Annotated in this window: 16 protein-coding genes and 1 riboswitch; of the genes, 10 read left to right on the top strand and 6 right to left on the bottom strand. The window is 73.7% G+C overall.

Features of this window, described 5'->3' with window-relative positions:
- Positions 1–10: 10 nt before the first annotated feature.
- Complete coding sequence (locus HPT28_RS00455; protein WP_219088176.1) at positions 11–2,458, bottom strand: DNA topoisomerase (ATP-hydrolyzing) subunit A; 2,448 nt, start codon at positions 2,456–2,458, stop codon at positions 11–13.
- 281 nt (positions 2,459–2,739) lie between these two features.
- On the opposite strand from HPT28_RS00455, the gene HPT28_RS00460 reads away from it, so the two are divergent.
- The 4 genes from HPT28_RS00460 (at position 2,740) to HPT28_RS00475 (ending at position 7,549) form a co-directional block, all read left to right on the top strand.
- Positions 2,740–4,131: a pitrilysin family protein gene (locus HPT28_RS00460; protein WP_219088177.1), complete on the top strand. Its 1,392-nt coding sequence runs from the start codon at positions 2,740–2,742 to the stop codon at positions 4,129–4,131.
- Entirely contained in the window at positions 4,128–5,519 is a 1,392-nt protein-coding gene (locus tag HPT28_RS00465) for a M16 family metallopeptidase (protein ID WP_374226900.1), read from the top strand. Before HPT28_RS00460 ends, HPT28_RS00465 begins: the two co-directional genes overlap by 4 nt.
- Before the next feature lie 248 nt (positions 5,520–5,767).
- A riboswitch (cyclic di-AMP (ydaO/yuaA leader) is annotated at positions 5,768–5,906 on the top strand.
- Between the two features lie 10 nt (positions 5,907–5,916).
- On the top strand, positions 5,917–6,696 hold the full coding sequence (locus HPT28_RS00470) for a M23 family metallopeptidase (RefSeq protein WP_219088178.1): 780 nt from the start codon (positions 5,917–5,919) through the stop codon (positions 6,694–6,696).
- A 157-nt stretch (positions 6,697–6,853) separates the two neighbouring features.
- Positions 6,854–7,549 carry a GntR family transcriptional regulator gene (locus tag HPT28_RS00475; protein ID WP_219088179.1) on the top strand — a complete coding sequence of 232 codons (696 nt, stop codon included), beginning with the start codon at positions 6,854–6,856 and terminating at the stop codon, positions 7,547–7,549.
- Positions 7,550–7,711: 162 nt separating this feature from the next.
- Here the strand turns inward: HPT28_RS00475 and HPT28_RS00480 are convergent, their stop codons facing one another.
- A complete protein-coding gene (locus HPT28_RS00480) occupies positions 7,712–7,993 on the bottom strand; it encodes an HPr family phosphocarrier protein (RefSeq protein ID WP_219088180.1) in 282 nt (93 codons plus the stop codon).
- A gap of 143 nt (positions 7,994–8,136) precedes the next feature.
- Between HPT28_RS00480 and HPT28_RS00485 the strand changes: the two genes are divergently transcribed.
- From HPT28_RS00485 to HPT28_RS00500, 4 genes are all read left to right on the top strand, one after another.
- Positions 8,137–10,878: a bifunctional GNAT family N-acetyltransferase/acetate--CoA ligase family protein gene (locus HPT28_RS00485; RefSeq protein ID WP_219088181.1), complete on the top strand. Its 2,742-nt coding sequence runs from the start codon at positions 8,137–8,139 to the stop codon at positions 10,876–10,878.
- Positions 10,879–10,940: 62 nt separating this feature from the next.
- Entirely contained in the window at positions 10,941–11,525 is a 585-nt protein-coding gene (locus HPT28_RS00490; protein WP_219088182.1) for a DUF5998 family protein, read from the top strand.
- Complete coding sequence (locus tag HPT28_RS00495) at positions 11,525–12,733, top strand: alkaline phosphatase family protein (protein ID WP_219088183.1); 1,209 nt, start codon at positions 11,525–11,527, stop codon at positions 12,731–12,733. Before HPT28_RS00490 ends, HPT28_RS00495 begins: the two co-directional genes overlap by 1 nt.
- 97 nt (positions 12,734–12,830) lie before the next feature.
- Positions 12,831–13,517 carry a thymidine kinase gene (locus HPT28_RS00500; RefSeq protein ID WP_219088184.1) on the top strand — a complete coding sequence of 229 codons (687 nt, stop codon included), beginning with the start codon at positions 12,831–12,833 and terminating at the stop codon, positions 13,515–13,517.
- Between the two features lie 83 nt (positions 13,518–13,600).
- Here the strand turns inward: HPT28_RS00500 and HPT28_RS00505 are convergent, their stop codons facing one another.
- Positions 13,601–14,407, bottom strand: a complete 807-nt coding sequence (locus HPT28_RS00505) for a VOC family protein (protein ID WP_219088304.1) — start codon at positions 14,405–14,407, stop codon at positions 13,601–13,603.
- A gap of 254 nt (positions 14,408–14,661) precedes the next feature.
- Between HPT28_RS00505 and HPT28_RS00510 the strand changes: the two genes are divergently transcribed.
- Positions 14,662–15,498: a sulfurtransferase gene (locus HPT28_RS00510; RefSeq protein ID WP_219088185.1), complete on the top strand. Its 837-nt coding sequence runs from the start codon at positions 14,662–14,664 to the stop codon at positions 15,496–15,498.
- A 51-nt stretch (positions 15,499–15,549) separates the two neighbouring features.
- On the opposite strand, the gene sepH is transcribed toward HPT28_RS00510, so the two are convergent.
- The 3 genes from sepH to HPT28_RS00525 form a co-directional block, all read right to left on the bottom strand.
- Entirely contained in the window at positions 15,550–16,593 is a 1,044-nt protein-coding gene (gene sepH / locus HPT28_RS00515; RefSeq protein ID WP_219088186.1) for a septation protein SepH, read from the bottom strand.
- A 441-nt stretch (positions 16,594–17,034) separates the two neighbouring features.
- Positions 17,035–18,396, bottom strand: a complete 1,362-nt coding sequence (locus tag HPT28_RS00520) for a D-arabinono-1,4-lactone oxidase (RefSeq protein ID WP_219088305.1) — start codon at positions 18,394–18,396, stop codon at positions 17,035–17,037.
- 65 nt (positions 18,397–18,461) lie between these two features.
- A complete protein-coding gene (locus tag HPT28_RS00525) occupies positions 18,462–19,736 on the bottom strand; it encodes an MFS transporter (RefSeq protein WP_308119021.1) in 1,275 nt (424 codons plus the stop codon).
- A 100-nt stretch (positions 19,737–19,836) separates the two neighbouring features.
- Between HPT28_RS00525 and HPT28_RS00530 the strand changes: the two genes are divergently transcribed.
- Positions 19,837–20,961: a ferrochelatase gene (locus HPT28_RS00530; RefSeq protein ID WP_219088187.1), complete on the top strand. Its 1,125-nt coding sequence runs from the start codon at positions 19,837–19,839 to the stop codon at positions 20,959–20,961.
- Positions 20,962–21,009: the final 48 nt, after the last annotated feature.

Here is a 21,009-nt window from a genome sequence, read left to right on the forward strand (position 1 = left end):
CGCCCGCCGATCACACGGGCCCGCCGATCACGAAGACGGCGTCGGAGAGCGGCACGCCCGAGCCGTCGCGCCGCGGGTCGATCTCGGGAAGCCGCGCGGGTGCCCCCGACTTCGTCGCCGCCCTGGCCGGGGACGGGCCCGCCCAGGCCAGGGCCAGGCGCTCCTCGCCCTTGAGGAACCGCTGGCAGCGGACGCCGCCGGTGGCGCGGCCCTTGCGCGGGTACTGGTCGAAGGGTGTGAGCTTGGCGGTGGCGAGGGTGTCGTCCAGTGTCCCCTGCGCGGCCGCTGCGGTGAAGACGACGGCCTCGGCGGCCGGGTCCACCGCGGTGAAGGAGATGACCTGTGCTCCCGCGCCCAGCTTGATGCCGGCCATACCGCCAGCGGCCCGCCCCTGGGGCCGGACCTGGCTCGCCGGATACCGCAGCAACTGTGCCTCGTCGCTGACGAAGACGAGGTCCTCCTCTCCGGTGCGCAGTTCGACGGCGCCGACGATCCGGTCGCCCTCCCGGAGCGAGATGACCTCCAACTCCTCCTTGTTGGCCGGGTAGTCCGGCACGACGCGCTTGACCACGCCCTGCCGCGTGCCGAGCGCGATCCCGGGGGAGGACTCGTCCAGCGTGGTGAGGCACAGCAGTGACTCGCCGTCCTCCAGGGACAGGAACTCGGAGATCTCCGCCCCGCCGGCCAGGCTGGGCGTGGCGGACGGCTCCGCGAGCTGCGGCAGGTCGACGACGGACAGCCGCAGCAGCCGGCCGGAGGAGGTCACGGCGCCGATCTCCCCGCGCGTCGTGGCCGGGACGGCGGAGACGATCACGTCGTGCTTGGCGCGCTTCGCGCCCTGGCCGAAGACGGCGTCCACGGCCGCGGTACGGGCGAGCAGCCCGGTGGAGGAGAGCAGCACGCGGCACGGGTCGTCGGCGATCTCCAGCGGCACGGTGGCCACGGGCGTCCCCGTGGACTCCATCAGCACGGTGCGGCGGGGGGTGCCGTACTTCTTCGCGACGGCGCCGAGTTCGCTGGAGACGAGCTTGCGCAGCTCGGCGTCGGACTCCAGGATGCGGGTCAGCTCCTCGATCTCCAGGCCCAGGCGGTCCCGTTCGTCCTCCAGCTCCAGCCGGTCGAAGCGCGTCAGACGGCGCAAGGGGGTGTCGAGGATGTACTGCGTCTGGACGTCGGAGAGGCCGAAGCGCGCCATGAGCGCCTCCTTCGCCGCCGCCGCGTTGTCGCTCGACCGGATGATGCCGATGACCTCGTCGATGTCGACGAGCGCGACGAGCAGCCCTTCCACGAGGTGCAGCCGGTCCTGCCGCTTGCGGCGCCGGTAGGAGCTGCGGCGCCGCACGACCTCGAAGCGGTGGTCGACGTAGACCTCCAGCAGCTCCTTCAGACCGAGGGTGAGCGGCTGGCCGTCGACGAGGGCCACGTTGTTGATGCCGAAGGACTCCTCCATCGGCGTCAGCTTGTAGAGCTGCTCGAGCACGGCCTCCGGATGGAAGCCGTTCTTCACCTCGATGACGAGTCGCAGCCCGTGTTCGCGGTCGGTGAGGTCCTTGACGTCGGCGATGCCCTGGAGCTTCTTCGAGTTGACCAGGTCCTTGATCTTGGAGATGACCTTCTCCGGGCCGACGGTGAAGGGCAGTTCGGTGACGACCAGGCCCTTGCGCCGCGCCGTGACCTGCTCGATCTCGGCGGTGGCCCGGATCTTGAAGGTGCCGCGCCCCTTGGCGTAGGCGTCCTTGATGCCGCCGAGCCCCACGATCCGCCCTCCGGTGGGCAGATCCGGGCCGGGGACGTGCCTCATCAGCGTCTCGAGATCCGCACCGGGGTGCTTGATCAGGTGCCGGGCGGCGGCGATGATCTCGCCGAGGTTGTGTGGCGGCATGTTCGTGGCCATGCCGACGGCGATGCCGGAGGCCCCGTTGACGAGCAGGTTCGGGTAGGCCGCCGGGAGGGCGACGGGCTCCTGCTCGCTGCCGTCGTAGTTCGGCGCGAAGTCGACCGTCTCCTCGTCGATCGACTCGACCATCAGCCCGGCCGCCGAGGCGCTGCGGCACTCGGTGTACCGCATGGCGGCGGGCGGGTCGTCGTTGCCGAGCGAGCCGAAGTTCCCGTGGCCGTCCACCAGGGGCAGCCGCATCGAGAACGGCTGCGCCATGCGGACGAGGGCGTCGTAGATGGCGCTGTCGCCGTGGGGGTGGAGCTTGCCCATCACCTCGCCGACGACCCGGGCGCACTTGACGTAGGACCGTTCGGGCCGCAGGCCCATCTCGTGCATCTGGTAGAGGATGCGCCGGTGGACGGGCTTGAGCCCGTCCCGCGCGTCGGGCAGGGCCCGCGAGTAGATGACCGAGTAGGCGTACTCCAGGAAGGAGCCCTGCATCTCGTCGACGACATCGATGTCGAGGATGCGCTCTTCGAAATCCTCCGGCGGCGGGGTCTTCGTGCTGCGGCGGGCCATCGCGGCGGCTGCTCCTTCGGATACGCGCGGTCGCGCCACCGGGTACGGGCTGGGTACGGCCGGGGCGCCGAAGCGGATGTGCTGGCACTGACGCGGACCATTGTGGACCCAGCCGCGGACAACCCGCCGTCCACCCCGCCCGGCCGGGAACTTCGCGCGGCCCTGCCGCGCTTGCATAGAGTGACAGGGCAGCCCGGGCCGGGCCCCTCCGGCCGGCCCGGGAACGACAGCCGATCCGCCCCGTCCACCCGCCGCCCCGCAGACGAAGGGACACATCGCGCATGGCGCACACGGCCACGCCCCCGCCTCCCCAGGGAGTGCTCACAGCAACCGAACACCGGTTGGCCAACGGCCTGCGGGTGGTGCTCTCGGAGGACCACCTGACCCCCGTCGCCGCCGTCTGCCTCTGGTACGACGTCGGTTCCCGGCACGAGGTCAAGGGCCGCACCGGGCTGGCCCACCTCTTCGAGCACCTGATGTTCCAGGGCTCAGCCCAGGTGCCGGGCAACGGGCACTTCGAACTGGTCCAGGGTGTCGGCGGCTCGCTGAACGGCACGACGAGCTTCGAGCGCACCAACTACTTCGAGACGATGCCCGCCCATCAACTGGAGCTGGCTCTGTGGCTGGAGGCGGACCGCATGGGTTCGCTGCTCGCCGCCCTGGACGACGAGTCCATGGAGAACCAGCGGGACGTCGTCAAGAACGAGCGGCGCCAGCGGTACGACAACGTGCCCTACGGCACGGCCTTCGAGACGCTGGTGGCCATGGCCTACCCCGAGGGCCACCCGTACCACCACACCCCGATCGGCTCCATGGCGGACCTGGACGCGGCCTCGCTGGAGGACGCCCGCCGGTTCTTCCGCACCTACTACGCGCCCAACAACGCGGTGCTGTCCGTCGTCGGGGACATCGACCCGGAGCAGACGCTGGCCTGGATCGAGAAGTACTTCGGCTCCATCCCCGGGCACGACGGCAAGCAGCCGCCCCGGGACGGCCGACTGCCCGACGTCATGGGGGAGGAGCCGCGGCGCACGCTCTACGAGGACGTCCCCTCCCGGGCGCTGCTCCACGCCTACCGGCTTCCGCACGACGGCACCCGTGAGGCGGACGCCGTCGACCTGGCGTTGACGGCGCTGGGCGGCGGTGAGTCGTCCCGCCTCTACAACCGGCTGGTGCGCAGGGACCGGACGGCGGTCACGGCGGGCTTCGGCATGCTGCGGCTGGCCGGCGCCCCCTCGCTCGGCTGGCTGGACGTCAAGGCGTCGGGTGAGTCCACCATCGCGGAGATCGAGGCGGCGGTCGACGAGGAGCTGGTCCGGTTCGCCTCGGAGGGGCCGAGCCCCGAGGAGATGGAACGCGCCCAGGCCCAGCTGGAGCGGGAGTGGCTGGACCGCCTGGCGACGGTGAGCGGCCGGGCGGACGAACTGTGCCGCTACGCCGTCCTCTTCGGCGATCCGCAGCTCGCCCTGACGGCGGTGCGGCGCGTCCTGGAGGTCACGCCCGAGGAGGTGCGGGAGGTGGCCGCCGCGCGGCTGGTCCCGGACAACCGGGCCGTTCTGGTCTACGAACCGACGTCGGGCCCGCAGCCGGAGGAGGCGGAGGAGGCCACCGAGGTCATCGCCGACGACGTGGCCGACGTGCACCACAACGCGCAGGAAGGGGCCGAGCAGTGAGCGACGCCACCCCCACCATGGAGTTCCACCCGCAGCCGCACGGCGGCGAGGCCAAGCCCTGGGCCTTCCCGGCGCCCGAGCGTGCCACGCTGCCCAACGGGCTGACCGTGCTGCACTGCCACCGGCCCGGCCAGCAGGTCGTGGCGGTGGACGTGAACCTCGTCGCTCCGCTGGACGCCGAGCCCGAGGGGCTGGACGGCGTCGCGACGATCATGGCCCGTGCCCTGAGCGAGGGGACGGACAAGTACACGGCGGAGGAGTTCGCCGCCGAGCTGGAGCGCTGTGGCGCCACGCTCGACGCCTTCGCCGACCACTCCGGCATCCGGGTGTCCCTGGAGGTGCCCGCCTCCCGGCTGCCCAAGGCGCTGGCTCTGCTGGCCGACGCGCTGCGCGCTCCCGCCTTCCCGGACGGCGAGGTGGCCCGGCTCGTCGCCAACCGTCTGGACGAGATCCCGCACGAGCTGGCCAACCCGGCCCGTCGTGCCGCGATCGCCATGGCCGGGGAGCTGTTCCCGGCCGACGCGCGGATGTCGCGCCCGCGGCAGGGCACGGAGGAGACCGTCCGGCACATCGACGCCGCCGCCGTGCGCGCCTTCTACGAGGCACACGTGCGCCCGGCCGCCGCCACGGCCGTCGTCGTCGGCGACTTCACCGGTGTCGACCTCGCGGGGGCCCTGGCCGAGACGCTCGGCGCCTGGACGGGCTCCACCGCCGCGCCCGCCCCGATGGTGCCGGTGACCTCGGACGACACCGGCCGGGTGGTCATCGTCGACCGGCCGGGGGCCGTCCAGACGCAGCTGCTCATCGGACGCACCGGGGCCGACCGGCACGACGCCGTCTGGCCCGCGCAGGTGCTGGGCGTGTACTGCCTGGGCGGCACGCTCACCTCGCGGCTGGACCGCGTGCTGCGCGAGGAGAAGGGCTACACCTACGGGGTCCGCGCCTACAGCCAGGTGCTCCGTTCCACGCCCGACGGCCGTGGCGCGGCCATGCTCGCGATCAGCGGTTCCGTGGCCACGGACGTGACCGGCCCCGCGCTGGCCGATCTGTGGACCGTGCTGCGGACGGTGGCGGCCGAGGGGCTGACGGACGAGGAGCGCGACACCGCCGTGCAGAACCTGGTCGGTGTGGCTCCGCTGCGGTACGAGACGGCGGCCGCCGTCGCCGGGACCCTGGCGGACCAGGTGGAGCAGTTCCTCCCGGACGACTTCCAGGCGCGGCTGTACGAGCGGCTGGCCGAGACGGGCACGGTGGAGGCCACCGCCGCGGCCGTGGCCGCGTTCCCGGTCGACCGCCTGGTCACCGTCCTGGTCGGGGACGCGGAGAAGATCGAGGCCCCGGTGCGTGAGCTGGGGATCGGGGAGGTCACCGTCGTGCGCGGCGCGTAGCCCCGTGTGGAGCGGGTCCGGCCGGTCGGCACGACCCCGTGAACGCCTCCCTCAGCCCCCGGACGGCCCGGCCCTCCGGGGGCTGAGGGCTGTCCGGAGCCCCTTCCACGTGGCCCGGATCACCCCGATGACCTGGGCAATGTGGCATGTGCGACAAAGTGACGGATTTTCTTGGCCCGCCCGGGATGTCCGGTTTAGCGTCGTCCCCGTTGCCCGTCAGAAGCGACCGCGGCCTGCGGCCGACGTGCAGCGCGTCATCGCCGAGTCCCCGACGAGGGGGAGCCGGGGACCCACATGTCCTTGGGGTGAATCGGGCCTGTCTGCCCGTAGGAGACCTTCCTGCTCCGAACCCGTCAGCTAACCCGGTAGGCGAGAAGGAAGGAAAGGACCCACACTCTTGGCGTTCAACCGTGCCTCCGGCAAGCTGAGCCGTTCCACCCGTTCCATCCGTCTCGGTACCGCCGCCGCGGCTGTCGCCGTCGGTGTGGCCGGCGTCGTCGCCGGGCCCGCCGCCGCGGCCGAGCACAAGAACACCTTCAGCGAGGCGCTCGCGATCGCTCCCTCGCTCGCCGGCCACGTGGCCGATCAGGCCGCCGCGCAGAAGAGCGCCGCGGCGGAGAAGGCCGCGGCCGAGAAGAAGGCCGCCGCGAAGAAGGCGGCGGAGAAGAAGGCCGCCGAGAAGAAGGCGGCTGCGAAGAAGGCGGCGGAGAAGAAGGCCGCGGCCAAGCGCGAGGACGCCGAGCGCGCCAACCGTTCCAAGCCCCGTCCGAGCGTCGTGGCCCCCATCACGGGCGGCGACGTGACGACGCCCTACAAGAGCGGCGGCCAGATGTGGTCGTCTGGCAAGCACAGCGGCATCGACTTCGCCGCCCGTACCGGTACCCCCGTCAAGTCGGTCGCCGCGGGCACCGTCGTCACCGCCGGCTGGGGCGGCGCCTACGGCAACAACATCGTCGTCAAGCACAACGACGGCACCTACACCCAGTACGGCCACCTGTCGGCCATCGGGGTCTCGGTCGGCCAGCAGGTCGGTGTCGGCCAGGAGATAGGCAAGGTCGGCTCGACCGGCAACTCCACCGGTCCGCACCTGCACTTCGAGGCCCGCACCGCCGCGACCTACGGCTCCGACATGGACCCGGTCGACTACCTGCGCGGCAAGGGCGTGCCGCTGTCCTGACACGGCGCCTCCCCGCACTCCCGGACCCCCGGCCTCCCGGCCGGGGGTCCGGCGTTTTTCCGTCGTATCTCAGCCGGGCATCGGAATTCTCGGAAGAGTGGAATACAGTTCGGTTCAGCGACACTCATAACGTGGGGATAACGGCGGAGGTTGGGGCATGCGCATTTCCGCGCACATGGTGTGCACAGCGGTTCGCGACGACATTGTCAGCGGTGCGCTGCCGCCGGGTTCCCGGCTCACCGAGGAGCTGCTCGCCCGCCGCTACGGCGTTTCCCGGGTGCCGGTGCGCGAGGCCCTGCGCACGCTGGAGTCGGAGGGCTTCGTCACCACTCGGCGGCACGCGGGGGCCTGCGTCGCCCAGCCGACCGAGCGGGAGGCGGCCGACCTGCTGGACATGCGGGCCCTGCTGGAGCCGCTCGGCGCCGCGCGGGCGGCGCACCGGCGCACCGAGGCGCACCTGAAGGTCCTGCGCGGCCTGGTGCGTCTCGGGCGGCAGCGCACCGAGCGTGGGCAGCTCTCCGACCTGCGCGCTCTGGGGGACTGGTTCCACGAGACGCTGGCGCAGGCCAGTGGCAGCCCCGCCTTGGAGACTCTCCTGGTGCAGCTCCGCCGCAAGATCACCTGGATGTACGCCGTCGATCAGGAGGACGCCCCCGGAGCGGTGGAGCGGGCCTCGGTCGTCTGGCGCGAGCACGGAGCGATCGTGGACGCGCTCGCCCGCCGGGACGCCGAGCGGGCCCGCGCACTGGCCGCGGCGCACGTCGAGCGCGCCGGGGCGATACGCCGGGCCCAGCGCCCGGTGACGGTGAGGACAACGAAACCTGCCGTCAACACGGCGCGCGGCCCCGTTTAACAATTCCCGTATACAACGGAATCGGGAATTGCTTCCCGTGGTGTGTGCTGCCGGAATTCCGGAGCCGCCCGCAGGGGTGCCCGCTTTTCAGCGGAAGCGACTCCGGTGCTGAAATGCGGCGGGCGGTTCCACGGCGTCCGGACCGGTTTTCCGCCAGCCCGCTCAGACCGTCTCGGGCAGTTCTTCCAGCCCCTCGGAGACGAGTTTCGCCAGCCGCTCCAGCACGGCGTCGGCGTCCTCGGCCGCGGAGGCGAGTACGACCTCCTCGCCGCCCTCCGCGCCCAGGCCGAGCACGGAGAGCAGGGAGGCGGCGTTCACCGGTGAGCTCTCGGGCCTGGCGATGGTGACGGGGACACCGGCGGCCGTCGCCGCCCGGACGAAGATGGCGGCGGGTCGGGCGTGCAGGCCCTCAGCCCAGCCGATGGTGACGCGGCGCTCAGCCATGGTGTTGCCTTCCGGTCGTTGCCTGTCAGGACCACTTCTCACCTGCGGGGCGCGTACCCCGCGGGTGAACATCGTGCACGGTGTGTTACGGATGCCGCACGCACCTCCCCGGACGGGGGTGGCCGCGCCGTAGGGTGGGGCCCATGCAGACGCCCACGGAGCGCGCGTACCCCACGCACTGGGAAGCCGATGTGGTGCTGCGCGACGGCGGCACGGCCCGCGTTCGCCCCATCACCGAGGAAGACGCCGAACGGCTGGTCAGCTTCTACGAGCAGGTCTCGGACCAGTCGAAGTACTATCGCTTCTTCGCCCCCTACCCCCGGTTGTCGGCGCGGGACGTCCGCCGCTTCACCCGGCACGACTACGTGGACCGGGTGGGCCTCGCGGCCATCGTGGGCGGTGAGTTCATCGCCACCGTGCGCTACGACCGCATCGACGAGTCCGGTCTGCCGGCCACCGTCCCCGCCGACCGCGCCGAGGTGGCCTTCCTGGTGCAGGACGCCCACCAGGGCCGGGGCGTCGCCTCCGCCCTCCTGGAGCACATCGCCGCCTGCGCCCGGGAACGCGGCGTACGGCGCTTCACCGCCGAGGTCCTGCCGGCCAACACCAAGATGGCCAAGGTCTTCACCGACGCCGGCTACTCGCAGCAGCGCACCTTCGAGGACGGCTCCGTCCGCCTCACCCTCGACCTGGAGCCCACCGAACGGTCGCTGGCCGTCATGCGCGCCCGGGAGCACCGGGCGGAGGCGCGTTCCGTCCAGCGGCTGCTGGCCCCCTCCTCCGTGGCCGTCATCGGGGTGCGCCGACGAGCCGGGGGCGCCGGGCGCGCCGTGCTGGACTCCCTGCGCAGCGCCGGGTTCCCCGGCGCGGTGTACGCCGTCAACGAGCGGCTGCCCGGGGCCGCCGACGGCTCCGGGCGCCCGGCCCCGCTCGACGGGCTGCCCGCCGTCCCGGCCCACCGCTCCGTGCGGGACGTCCCCGGGCCGGTGGACCTGGCCGTCGTCGCCGTGCCCGCCGCCGAGGTGGACGCCGTCGTCACCGCCTGCGGTGAGCACGGAGTCCAGGGCATGGTGGTCCTCTCCGCCGACTTCACCCGGGCCGAGCAGCGCGAACTCGTCCGCAAGGCCCGCTCCTACGGCATGCGCATCATCGGGCCGAACGCCCTCGGGCTGATCAACACCGCGCCCGACGTCCTGCTCAACGCCACGCTCGCGGGGCGCACCCCGGAACGCGGCCGGATCGGGCTGTTCACCCAGTCCGGCGCCATCGGTATCGCCCTGCTCGACGGGCTGCACCGGCGCGGCACCGGGCTGTCGTCCTTCGTCTCGGCCGGCAACCGCGCCGACGTCTCCGGCAACGACGTCCTCCAGTACTGGGAGGACGACCCGGACACCGACGTCGTCCTCATGTACCTGGAGTCCTTCGGCAACCCCCGCAAGTTCACCCGGCTGGTGCGCCGCGTTGCCCCGCACAAGCCCGTCGTCGTCGTCCGTGGCGCGCGGCACAGCGGCAGCGCGCCCCCGCCCGGGCACGCCGTCCCCGAGATCCGCGCCTCCGACCGCACCGTGTCCACGCTGCTGCGCCAGTCGGGCGTGCTGCTCGTGGACACCGTCACCGAGCTCGTGGACACCGGCCTTCAGCTCGCCTTCCAGCCGCTTCCCGCCGGGCCGCGGATCGCCGTGCTGGGCAACGCCGAGTCGCTGTGCCTGCTCACCTACGACGCCTGCCTCGCCCGGGGCCTGCGCCCCCTCGACCCCGTCGACCTCACCGCCTCCGCCACCCCCGAGGACTTCCACCGCGCCCTCCGCGAGGCCCTGGCCGACCCGGGCACCGACGCCGTCGTCGTCGCCGCCATCCCCTGGGTGGAGGGCCGCGGCGCCGAGGAACTGGCCGACGCGCTGCACCGGGCGGCTGACGGTACCGGCAAGCCCATCGCCGTCGTCCACCTGGCCATCGAGGGGCTGGACGCGGCGCTCGGCGCCCGCCGCATCCCCGCCTACCCCGCCCCGGAACGGGCGGTGCGGGCCCTCGCGGAGGCGGTCCGCCACGCCCAGTGGCGGCGCGACGCCGAGCGGCCGGGCCGGGTCCCCGAGGAGGACCTGGACGAGGCCGGTGCCACGACGGTCGTGTCCCGTGCGCTGTACGGCACCCAGCCGCCCGAGCCAGGCCAGGAGCCGGGCAGGGAGGCCGGCCCCCGCAGCGTCGCCCTTGACGCCGCCGACACCGCCGAGCTGCTGGCCTGCTACGGCATCACCGCCTTGCCCGCCCATCCGGCCCCGGACGCCGACGCGGCCGTGGCCGCCGCCGCCCGGACCGGCTTCCCCGTGGCGCTCAAGACGACCGCCCCCCACCTGCGCCACCGGGCCGACCTCGGCGGCGTCCGGCTCGACATCGTCTCCGAGGCCCAGCTGCGCCGCGTCTACGCCGAGTTCACCGAGGGCCTCGGCACCCCCGCCGAGCTGCGGCCCGTCGTCCAGGCGATGGTGCCGCGCGGTGTGGACACCGTCGTGCGGGCCGCCGTCGACCCCGCCATCGGCACCGTCCTCTCCTTCGGCCTCGCCGGTCCGCCCTCCGAGCTGCTGGGCGACATGGCCCACCGCCTGGTGCCCGTCACCGACCGCGAGGCCGCCCACCTCGTGCGCTCCCTGCGCACCGCCCCCATGCTCTTCGGCTGGCGCGGAGCGGCTCCGGTGGACACCGCGGCACTGGAGGACCTGCTGCTGCGCGTCTCCCGGCTCGTCGACGACCACCCGGAGATCGTCTCGGTGGAGCTGGAGCCCGTGGTCGTCGCGCCGCGCGGGCTGGCGGTGCTCGGCGCCGCCGTCCGCCTCGCCCCGCCTCCCGTCACCACCGACCTCGGCCCCCGGCGGCTGTCGGCCTGGTGAGGCCCCGGCGATCACCGTCCGCCGCTCGGGGGCAGGGCCCTGCGGGCCTTAGGATGGGCGGCATGGCGAAGACCGGAACGACGACGCAGGGACTGCGGACGGCCATCGAGCGCAGCGGCTACTACCCGGCCCTGGTGGCCGAGGCAGTGGAGGCCGCCGTCGGCGGCGAGCCGGTCGCCTCCTTCCTCGTCCACCAGGAGACGACGTTCGACGCCAACGAGGTGCGGCGTCACGTCACGGTCCTCGTCCTCACCGGCACCCGCTTCATCGTCAGCCACACCGACGAGCAGGCCGCGGACGGCAACTCACCGGTGCCCTACGCCACCACCTCCACCGAGTCGGTGCACCTGGAGCGGATCTCCTCCGTCGTGCTCAGCCGCGTCGTGGCGAACCCGGAGTCCTACCGGCCCGGGACGCTGCCGCGCGAGGTCGTCCTGACCATCGGCTGGGGCGCGGTCAGCCGCATCGACCTGGAGCCCGCCGCCTGCGCCGACCCCAACTGCGAGGCTGACCACGGCTACACCGGCTCCACCACCGCGGACGACCTCTCACTGCGCGTCAGCGAGGCGGGGGACGGCCCCGACACCGTCCGCCAGGCACTCGCGTTCGCCCAGAGCCTGTCCGAGGCCACGGTGGCCGCGCGCTGATGGCCCAGCCCACCACCACGGACCAGGCCTTCTCCGAGCCCGCGCCGCTCGACCCGCGCACCGCGCCCGTCCCCCGCTACGGCACCGCCTCGCTGGCCGACGTCCTGCCCGCCGCCGCCTCGGGGCTCGGCGTCCCCGGGCTGCGCACCCGGCTCGCCCTCGAACCGGCCGACCGCGTCTGTGTGTTCCTCGTCGACGGCATGGGCTGGGACATCCTGCGCGCCCACCCCGCGTACGCCCCCTTCCTCACCTCGCTGCTGCCCAGCTCGGCGAACGGCACCGGCGCACCCATCACCTCCGGTTTCCCCTCCACCACCGCCACCTCCCTGGCCTCCGTGGGCACCGGGCGGGTGCCGGGCGCTCATGGCCTGCCCGGCTACGCGGTGCTCGACCCGGAGGCCGGCCAGCTCATGAACCAGCTGCGCTGGCAGCCGTGGACGGACCCCTACCGGTGGCAGCCCTACCCGACGGTCTTCCAGCTCGCCGACGCCGCGGGCATCGAGACCAGCCAGGTCTCCGCGCCGCACTTCGAGCACACGCCGCTCACCAAGATCGCGCTGTCCGGTGGCACCTTCCTCGGCAAGCTCTCCGGCGAGGACCGCATGGACCTCGCCGCCCAGCGGCTCGCCGCGGCCGATCGCGCCCTCGTCTACACCTACTACGCCGACCTGGACGGCAACGGCCACCGGTACGGCGTCGACTCCGACGCGTGGCGCGGGCAGCTGGCCTATGTGGACCGCCTCGCCCAGCGCCTGGCCGAGCAGCTCCCGCCGCGCAGCGTCCTCTACATCACCGCCGACCACGGCATGGTGGACGTCCCGCCGGGCGACGAGTCGCGCTTCGACTTCGACGAGGACTGGGAGCTGGGCGCGGGCGTCGCCCTGCTCGGCGGCGAGGGCCGCGCCCGGCACCTGTACGCCGTACCCGGCGCCGCCGCCGACGTCCACACCGTCTGGCGCGAGGTGCTCGCGGACCAGGCGTGGGTGGCCACCCGGGACGAGGCCATCGAGCTGGGCTGGTTCGGCCCGCCGGGCCGGGGCGTGGACGAGCGCGTGTACGGCCGGATCGGGGACGTGGTCGTCGCGATGAGCGGCACCGCCGCCGTGATCGCCACGCGCACGGAGCCGAAGGAGTCGGCGCTCGTCGGCATGCACGGCTCGGTCACCCCCGCCGAGCAGTTCGTACCGCTGCTGGAGGTCCGTACCTGACCCCGGCCGCCGCCACGCCCCACCCGGCCCCCGGCCCTCACGGCCGACCGCCTCCCCCACCACCCGACCCGAACGACGAAGGGGTACCGCACCCGCCATGCCCGAGCTGGTCTTCTTCAGCGGCACGATGGACTGCGGCAAGAGCACCCTCGCTTTGCAGATCCAGCACAACAGGTCCGCCCGAGGGCTCCAGGGCCTGATCTTCACCCGCAACGACCGCGCCGGTGCCGGGCGGCTCTCCTCACGGCTGGGGCTGGTCACCGACGCCGTCGAGGCGCACGAGGACCTCGACTTCCACGCCTGCCTCGTCCGGCACCTCACCGAGGGCGGGCGCGCCGACTACGTCATCGCCGACGAGGCCCAGTTCCTGACCCCCGGTCAGATCGACCAGCTGGCCCGGGTCGTGGACGACCTGGGCATCGACGTGTTCGCCTTCGGGATCACCACCGACTTCCGTACCCGCCTCTTCCCCGGCTCCCAGCGGCTGATCGAGCTGGCCGACCGGGTGGAGGTGCTGCAGGTGGAGGCGCTGTGCTGGTGCGGCGCGCGGGCCACGCACAACGCCCGCACCGTCGGCGGGCGCATGGTCGTCGAGGGGGCGCAGGTCGTCGTCGGTGACGTGGCGGGGGGCGATGCCACGGCGCAGCCCGTCGACGTCGGCTACGAGGTGCTGTGCCGACGGCACCACCGGCGCCGCCTTACCGCGGCGGCGGCTCGCGCCGGTGCGCTCTCGCCCGACGTGCTGCCGGTCGACGAGGGCGCCCTGCCCGCGCCGCGCCGCTGACCGCCGGGCCCCGCCTGCCGGAGCCCCGCCGCGGAGCCCTGTCCGGGTGCCGTCCCGGGGCGCGGGTCAGTCCCGGACGCGGGTCAGTCCCGGACGCGGCGGGTGACGGCGTCCCGCGGGTCGAGCATTCTGATCACCGCGAAGCGCGCGCCCTCCGGGTCGGCCACGTGGGCCAGCCGTCCGTAGGGGGAGTCGCGGGGCTCGCGCACGATGTGGCCGCCCAGCTCCGTCACGCGCTGCGCGGCCTCGTCGGCGTCGGCCACCGCGAAGTACGTCGTCCAGTGCGGGCCCCGGTCGCGCGGGAGCGACCCGCCCACGCCGCGGATTCCGCCGATGGCCCGCCCGCCCAGGTGGAGGGTCAGGTAGTCGATGTCCGTGGAGACCACCGGCTCGGTGTCGTAGCCGAAGACCGTCGAGTAGAAGGGGCTCACGACGAAGCTGTCGCGCGTGACCAGCTCGTTCCACACGGGTGTGCCGATCCGGCCGTCGGCCGGGACGCCGGTGTGCTCGCCGGCCTGCCAGATGCCGAAGGCGGCGCCGCACGGATCGGCGGCGATCGCCATGCGCCCCGCGTCACCGGAGTCCAGCGGGCCCACGCCGATCGTCCCACCGCAGTCCCGTGCCAGGGCGCAGGTCGCGTCGGCGTCGTCGGTGGCCAGATACGGCAGCCAGGCCGCCGGCAGGGAGCGCCGGTCGTGCATCTCGCCCAGCCCGGCGACCTGGCGGTCGCCGAAGTGGGCGTGGATACAGGGGCCGAGCTGTGCCGGGCCCTCCTGGAACTCCCAGCCGAACAGCGCGTGGTAGAACTTCTCGCTCGCGGCCAGGTCGTGCACCATCAGGCTCACCCAGCAGGGCGTGCCCGGGGTGAACCGGGCGGCTCCCTCGGTCATCGGCGTCGTCTCCTCAGGGCCGTCGTCGTTGCGGCCGTAGTCGTCCACGGGGTCGGGGTGCGCGTGCGGCGGGCGCGTCGCGTGCGGGGCGGTGTCGTGCGTGCGGTGCGTAGTCATGCTCGCACTCTCCGGTGGGTCGTGTCCCGGTCCGCGCGGTGATTCCCCGGGGCGAATCGCCTCACGCGCGTCTCCCGGTGCCCTGTGGGCGCGGCGCATGCCTGCCCGCCCCCTCGCGCGTGCGCGACAATGCGCCCATGACAGCCATGATCTCCGCAGCCGAACTCGCGAGCGCGTTGGCCGACGCCGGTCCGGACGACGCCCCCGTGCTGCTCGACGTCCGGTACGCGATGGGCGGGCCGACCGGCCGCCCGGTGTACGAGTCCGGGCATCTGCCCGGTGCCGTCTACGTCGATCTGGACACCGAACTCGCCGGGCCGCCCGGCGCCGGCGGCCGCCATCCGCTGCCGGACCTCGACGTGTTCGGCGCGGCGATGCGCCGGGCCGGGGTCAGCGCCTCCCGGACGGTGGTGGTCTACGACGGCGGCCAGGGCTGGGCGTCGGCGCGTGCCTGGTGGCTGCTGCGCTACACCGGGCACCCCGACGTCCGGGTGCTCGACGGCGGCCTCGCGGCCTGGGAGGGGCCGCTGACCTCGGAGGTTCCCGAGCCGAGCCCGGGAGACTTCGTGCCGCGGCCGGGAGGGATGCCACTCCTGGACGCCGACGAGGCCGCGGCGGTGGCCCGCCGCGGGCTGCTGCTGGACGCCCGCTCCGGCGAGCGCTATCGCGGGGAGACGGAGCCGATCGACCCGGTGGCCGGGCACATCCCGGGCGCGGTGTCGGCGCCCACCACCGAGAACGTCACGGCCACGGGCGGGTTCCGGCCCGTGGAGGAGCTCAAGGAGCGGTTCGCCGCGCTCGGGGCGCACGGGGACGCCGAGGTGGGTGTCTACTGCGGCTCCGGGGTCTCGGCCGCCCAGCAGGTGCTGGCGCTGGACGCGGTCGGGGTCGTCGCCGGGCTGTACGCCGGGTCCTGGTCGCACTGGTGCGCCGATCCCGCGCGCCCTGTGGCCACCGGGCCGCAGCCCGGCTGACGGAACCCGCCCGGCTGAGCGGGAAGCCCGCCCGGCGCCGCCGCCGGGCGGCTACTCCTGCTTCTTGCGCCGGGTGCCGAAGACGATCTCGTCCCAGCTCGGGACCGCCGCCCGGCGGCCCGGCCGTACCCCGTCCGCCTCGGCCTGCCGGTCGGTGGTTCCGGTGAGCCGGTCCCGGTGGCTGGCCACCGAGCGCGGCATGAGCACGTCGGCGTAGGCTGCCCCCGCGCTCGCGGCGGGCGGCTCCACCGGCTCCTCGAGCTCGGCGGCGGGCTCGGCCGCCTCGTCGTCGTCCTCGGCGGGCTGATCGGGCACCACCATGTCGCCCCGGAAGCTGGGCACGGCCTCCAGCAGGCTGGTCAGCGAGTCCCGGTCCTCCCGGTCTCCGCGGGCCGCGGGCTCCGGGCGGGCGGCGTCCCTGCCGTCGTCCGAGCGGTCCCGGGGGAGCCGGGCGATGCGCGGCACGAACGGGAAGCTCGGCTCCGGCGGTTCGTCGCTCTCGCCCACGAGCGTGCGCGCCTCGTCGTCCATGCACTGCACCAGACGGCGGGGCGGGTCGTAGCTCCAGCTCGCCGAGTGCAGTTCCCCCGCCACCCGGTAGACGAGCAGCACCTCCCAGGTGCCGTCGTCCCGCCGCCAGGAGTCCCACCGCACGGTGTCCTTGTCCGCCCCGCGCACGAGCAGCCTCTCGGCGACGGCGTCACCGAGCTGGGGGCCGGTGTTCTCGCCGGGGCGGCGTACCGGCGTCTTGCGGGCCCGCTCGGCCATGAAAGCGCGCTCCGCCAGCACCGGGCCCTCGAACCGGCGCACCCGCTCCACGGGAATGCCGGCCAGCTGGGCCACCTCTTCGGCCGTGGCGCCGGCCCGTATGCGGGCCTGGATGTCGCGGGGGCGCAGATGGTTCTCGACCTCGATCTCGATCTGGCCGAGCCGGGCGCGGTCGTTGCGGACGGCGGCCCGCAGCCGCTCGTCGATCGGAAGGGTGTATTCCGTGTTGTCGGCAGCCTTGAGCACCAGCCGTGTGCCGTCGTTGCTGACGGCCACGACACGCAGTTCGGGCATGGGAACCTCCCGGATGGTGCCTGCCGACGTCACGTGCGTCGCTGCTCCCGCTAGACGAGTGTGGCCTGCCCGGGGTGCAGGCTGCCACAACCTTTGCCGACTTGCCCGGCGTGTCGGGCCCATGCTTCGATCGAACGGTGTGGCACGGTGACCGGTTGGCCACCCTGAGTGACCTGTTCGCTCACTCTCCGCCACATCGACCGGGCAGGGCCGAGGCCAGGGCCACGACACTACTCCATTAGGGCCATGTCGGGAGGACCGGCGCGCCGTCGAAGTTCCGGCGGGGCAAGGGAGTTGACCGGATCGTGTGGAATGGGTGCGAGAAACGCCACACGTCCCGTTCTGTTCGGTTCCTTCCTGGTCTGTGGGATATCGCTGAAACGCAGTCAGTTGTCGCGTGTGGCACCGTCGCTCACCTGCGGGAGGGGCCGGGACGTCGAAGGCGTATGCCGGGGGGCCGCGGGCGACGGGCCGTCATCCGCCCAGGACGCGCCGCAGGTAGGCGTTGTCGAAGAGCCGGTCCGGGTCCAGTCGGTCCCGCAGGTCGAGGAACTCGCCGAACCGGGGGTAGACGTCGGCGAGGTAGGCGGCGTCCCGGGTGTGCAGCTTGCCCCAGTGGGGTCGGCCGCCGTGCGCCGTCATGATCCGCTCGGCGGCGGCGAAGTACTCGGAGTGCGGCGTTCCGCGGTACATGTGCACGGCCAGGTACACCGATTCGCGGCCCTCGCTCGTGGAGAGGGTGATGTCGTCGGACGGTGCGGTGCGCACCTCGACCGGGAAGCTGATCCGCAGATCCGAACCGTCCACCAGTGTGCGCAGTTCCCGCAGCGCCGGGGCGGCCGCCGACCGGGGCAGCGCGTACTCCATCTCCACGAAGCGCACCCGGCGCGGGCTGGTGAAGACCCGGTACGGGATGTCGGTGTAACTGCGGGCGGACAGCACCCGGCTGGCCGTGCGGGCGATGAACGGCACCGTGGCGGGCACGGCCTTGCCGAGCGAACAGGCGGCCTGGAAGACCCCGTTGGACAGCAGCTCGTCGTCCACCCAGCCCCGCACCCGCGGCAGCGGGCGGGCCGGCCCGGCCGAGCGGTTGTTGCGCTTGGTGTTGCAGTTCCCCGTGTGCGGGAACCAGTAGAACTCGAAGTGCTCGTTCTCCGCGACGAGCTGGTCGAACTCCTCCACCACCCGTTCGAAGGACATGGGTTCCTCGCGGGCGTGCAGCAGGAACAGCGGCTCGACCCGGAACGTCAGCTCGGTGATGACGCCGAGCGCCCCGAGTCCGAGCCGCGCGGCGGCGAACACGTCGGCGTTCTCCTCCGCGGAGCAGCGCATGATCGAGCCGTCGGCCAGCACCATTTCGAGCCCGGCCAGTTGCGCCCCCAGGGACGCCGAGTCCCGTCCGGTGCCGTGGGTGCCGGTGCTCACCGCACCCGAGACCGTCTGCGCCATGATGTCGCCCATGTTGGCCAGGGACAGGCCCTCACCGGCCAGCACCTCGTTGAGCTGCCGTATGGACGTGCCGGCGGCCACGCGCACCGTGCCGGCCGCCCGGTCGATGGCCCGGACGCCGCTGAGCCGCTCCGGGCGGATGAGCAGGCCGGTGGTCGCGGCCACGGCGGTGAACGAGTGACCGGAGCCCACCGCCTTGACCGGCAGCCCCTCCTCGGCGGCGCGGCGGACGGCGTCGGCGAGCGCTTCGGCGGTCGAGGGCGTGACGATCCGCTGAGGCCGGGCGGAGGCGCAGCCCGCCCAGTTCCGCCAGGTGCCCCTCGGGCCGGCCGTGCTGTACAAGGTGCTCACTGTGCTCCCCTCCTGCCGCGGCGGTGGAGGGATCATACTCACGCCCGCCGGGTACCGCGCCGCCCGGTGCGGCGGGTATCACGGGGGTGTCCGACAGACCGTCACCGGGGCGACGGCTCCACCGCGGGCGGTGTGCCCGGCCGCGCCCCCGTGGCGTCCTCGGCGGCCGGCCGCGCTTCGTCCCTCCGGGCCGGGGCCGGGAGGAGCCGCCGATGCCCCAGCAGCGCAGTCAGCGCCGCCAGGACGCCCGCCACCGCGGGGACGGCGTAGGCGTGTCCGGCGCCGTAGGTATCCACGGTACGCCCCGCGACGGCGGCGCCGAGGGCCATGCCGACGGCGATGCTGCTGCTGACCCAGGTCATGCCCTCGGTCAGCTGGGCGCGCGAGACGAGCCGGTCGACGAGGGCCACGGAGGTCACCAGCGTCGGGGCGATGGTGAGCCCGGCCGCGAACAGCGCGACGGCGAGCATCGGCAGGCCGGTCACGAACTGGAGCGGCACCATGCTGAGCGCGACCGCCCACACCCCCAGCAGCCACCGCCGGGCCGCCGTACCCGTCGGCCGCAGCAGGCCGAACAGCGCTCCGGCGAGGCAGGAGCCCGCGGCGTACCCGGCCAGCAGCAGGCTGGCCGCCCCCCGGTGGCCCCGTTCCTCGGCGAAGGCGATGGTGACGACGTCGATCGCGCCGAAGATCGCGCCCACGCCCAGCAGCGTCGCGACCAGGACTTGCAGCCCGGGGGAGTGCAGCGCCGAGCCCCCGGCGGCGCCCGCGGCGGCCGGGACCACCGGCGGCTCGGTGGCCCGCTGCGAGGTCAGCCAGAAGACGCCCGCGAGCAGGAAGCACGCGGCGGCGAGCGGGCCGGCCTGTGGGAACCACGCGGTGGACAGGCCGATGGACAGGATGGGACCGAAGACGAAGCAGAGCTCGTCGACGATCGACTCCCAGGCGTAGGCCGCGTGCAGCTCGCGCGGCCGGTCGCGGTAGAGGGCGACCCAGCGCGAGCGCACCATCGAGCCCAGGCTCGGCACGCAGCCGGCGAAGGCCGCGCAGCAGAACAGGGTCCACGTCGGCCACTGCCAGACCGTGCCGGCCGTCAGCCCGGCCACGGCCGTGACGGTCATCAGCGCGGCGGGCCGCAGAACACGGCGCTGGCCGCGCCGGTCCACCAGCCGGGACACCTGGGGCCCGATCGCCGCGGCCGAGAGCGCGACCGTCGCGGCCAGCGCACCGGCCAGGCCGTAGGCGCCGGTCAGCACGGAGACCATGGTCACGATGCCGATGCTGAGCATCGCCACGGGCAGGCGGCCGAGCAGCCCCGCGGCGGAGAAGCTCCGGGTGCCGGGGGCGGTGAAGATCGCGCGGTAGGGACTCGGCACGGCGGCTCCACCTGAGAACGCGTAAGGGACGTTGACGCCAACACAGCTTACGGGGCGGGCCATGAACCGTCCGCCCCGTCTCTGATGGCAGGATCGGTGCATGCCCGACGAACGACCCCAGCCCTACGACGCCCTGCTGCTCCTCTCCTTCGGCGGCCCGGAGGGAACCGAGGACGTGGTCCCGTTCCTGGAGAACGTCACCCGGGGGCGGGGCATCCCGAAGGAGCGTCTCGAGGAGGTCGGTCAGCACTACTTCCTCTTCGACGGCGTCTCGCCGATCAACGCCCAGAACCGCGAGCTGCTCGCCGCCCTGCGCGAGGACTTCGCCCGGCAGGGGCTCGACCTTCCAGTCTACTGGGGCAACCGCAACTGGACGCCCTACCTGACGGACGCCCTGCGCGAGCTCGTCCGCGACGGGCACCGCCGGGTCCTCACCCTGACCACCAGCGCCTACGCGTCCTACTCCGGCTGCCGCCAGTACCGGGAGAACCTGGCCGACGCCCTCGCGGCTCTGGAGGCCGAGGGCCTGCCGCTGCCGCGCGTCGACAAGCTGCGCCACTACTTCAACCACCCGGGCTTCGTGCGGCCCATGACCGACGGCGTGCTGGCGGCGCTGGCCGAACTGCCGGACGCCGTGCGGGACGGTGCCCACCTCGCGTTCACCACGCACTCCATCCCCACCGCCGCGGCCGACACCTCCGGGCCCACCCCGGCCCACGGCGACGGCGGGGCCTACGTCGCCGAGCACCTGGACGTCGCACGGCAGATCGCGGACGCCGTCCGGGAGCACACCGGCGTGGAACGGCCCTGGGAGCTCGTCTACCAGTCCCGCAGCGGCGCCCCGCACATCCCGTGGCTGGAGCCGGACATCTGCGACCACCTGGAGGCCCGGCACGCCGCCGGCGCCCCGGCGGTCGTCATGGTGCCCATCGGCTTCGTCTCGGACCACATGGAGGTCCTCTACGACCTGGACACCGAGGCCATGGCCGCGGCGCGCGACCTGGGTCTGCCGGTCGTGCGCTCGGCCACCGTCGGGGCCGACCCGCGCTTCGTGGCCGGTGTGCGCGATCTGGTGCTGGAACGCGCCGCGACCGAGCGGGGCGAGCACCCCGAGCGCTGCGCCCTCGGCGCGCTGGGCCCCTCCCACGACGTGTGCCCCGTCGGCTGCTGCCCGGCCCGCGCCCCGCGGCCCGCCGCGGCCGGGGCCGACAGCCCCTACCCGTGAGCCCGGCACCAGCAGCACCGACGAGCCGCACGAGCACCACGGACCCCA

The organism is Streptomyces sp. JJ38 (assembly GCF_019303475.1).
In the GTDB taxonomy this organism is placed as follows: domain Bacteria; phylum Actinomycetota; class Actinomycetes; order Streptomycetales; family Streptomycetaceae; genus Streptomyces.

What these genes read in the sequence shown, in the direction of transcription:
- HPT28_RS00455 (WP_219088176.1), bottom strand. Translation starts at nt 2,458, where the DNA reads ATGGCCCGCCGCAGCACGAAGACCCCGCCGCCGGAGGATTTCGAAGAG.
- HPT28_RS00460 (WP_219088177.1), top strand. Translation starts at nt 2,740, where the DNA reads ATGGCGCACACGGCCACGCCCCCGCCTCCCCAGGGAGTGCTCACAGCA.
- HPT28_RS00475 (WP_219088179.1), top strand. Translation starts at nt 6,854, where the DNA reads ATGCGCATTTCCGCGCACATGGTGTGCACAGCGGTTCGCGACGACATT.
- HPT28_RS00480 (WP_219088180.1), bottom strand. Translation starts at nt 7,993, where the DNA reads ATGGCTGAGCGCCGCGTCACCATCGGCTGGGCTGAGGGCCTGCACGCC.
- HPT28_RS00485 (WP_219088181.1), top strand. Translation starts at nt 8,137, where the DNA reads ATGCAGACGCCCACGGAGCGCGCGTACCCCACGCACTGGGAAGCCGAT.
- HPT28_RS00490 (WP_219088182.1), top strand. Translation starts at nt 10,941, where the DNA reads ATGGCGAAGACCGGAACGACGACGCAGGGACTGCGGACGGCCATCGAG.
- HPT28_RS00495 (WP_219088183.1), top strand. Translation starts at nt 11,525, where the DNA reads ATGGCCCAGCCCACCACCACGGACCAGGCCTTCTCCGAGCCCGCGCCG.
- HPT28_RS00500 (WP_219088184.1), top strand. Translation starts at nt 12,831, where the DNA reads ATGCCCGAGCTGGTCTTCTTCAGCGGCACGATGGACTGCGGCAAGAGC.
- HPT28_RS00505 (WP_219088304.1), bottom strand. Translation starts at nt 14,407, where the DNA reads ATGACCGAGGGAGCCGCCCGGTTCACCCCGGGCACGCCCTGCTGGGTG.
- HPT28_RS00510 (WP_219088185.1), top strand. Translation starts at nt 14,662, where the DNA reads ATGACAGCCATGATCTCCGCAGCCGAACTCGCGAGCGCGTTGGCCGAC.
- HPT28_RS00520 (WP_219088305.1), bottom strand. Translation starts at nt 18,396, where the DNA reads ATGATCCCTCCACCGCCGCGGCAGGAGGGGAGCACAGTGAGCACCTTG.
- HPT28_RS00530 (WP_219088187.1), top strand. Translation starts at nt 19,837, where the DNA reads ATGCCCGACGAACGACCCCAGCCCTACGACGCCCTGCTGCTCCTCTCC.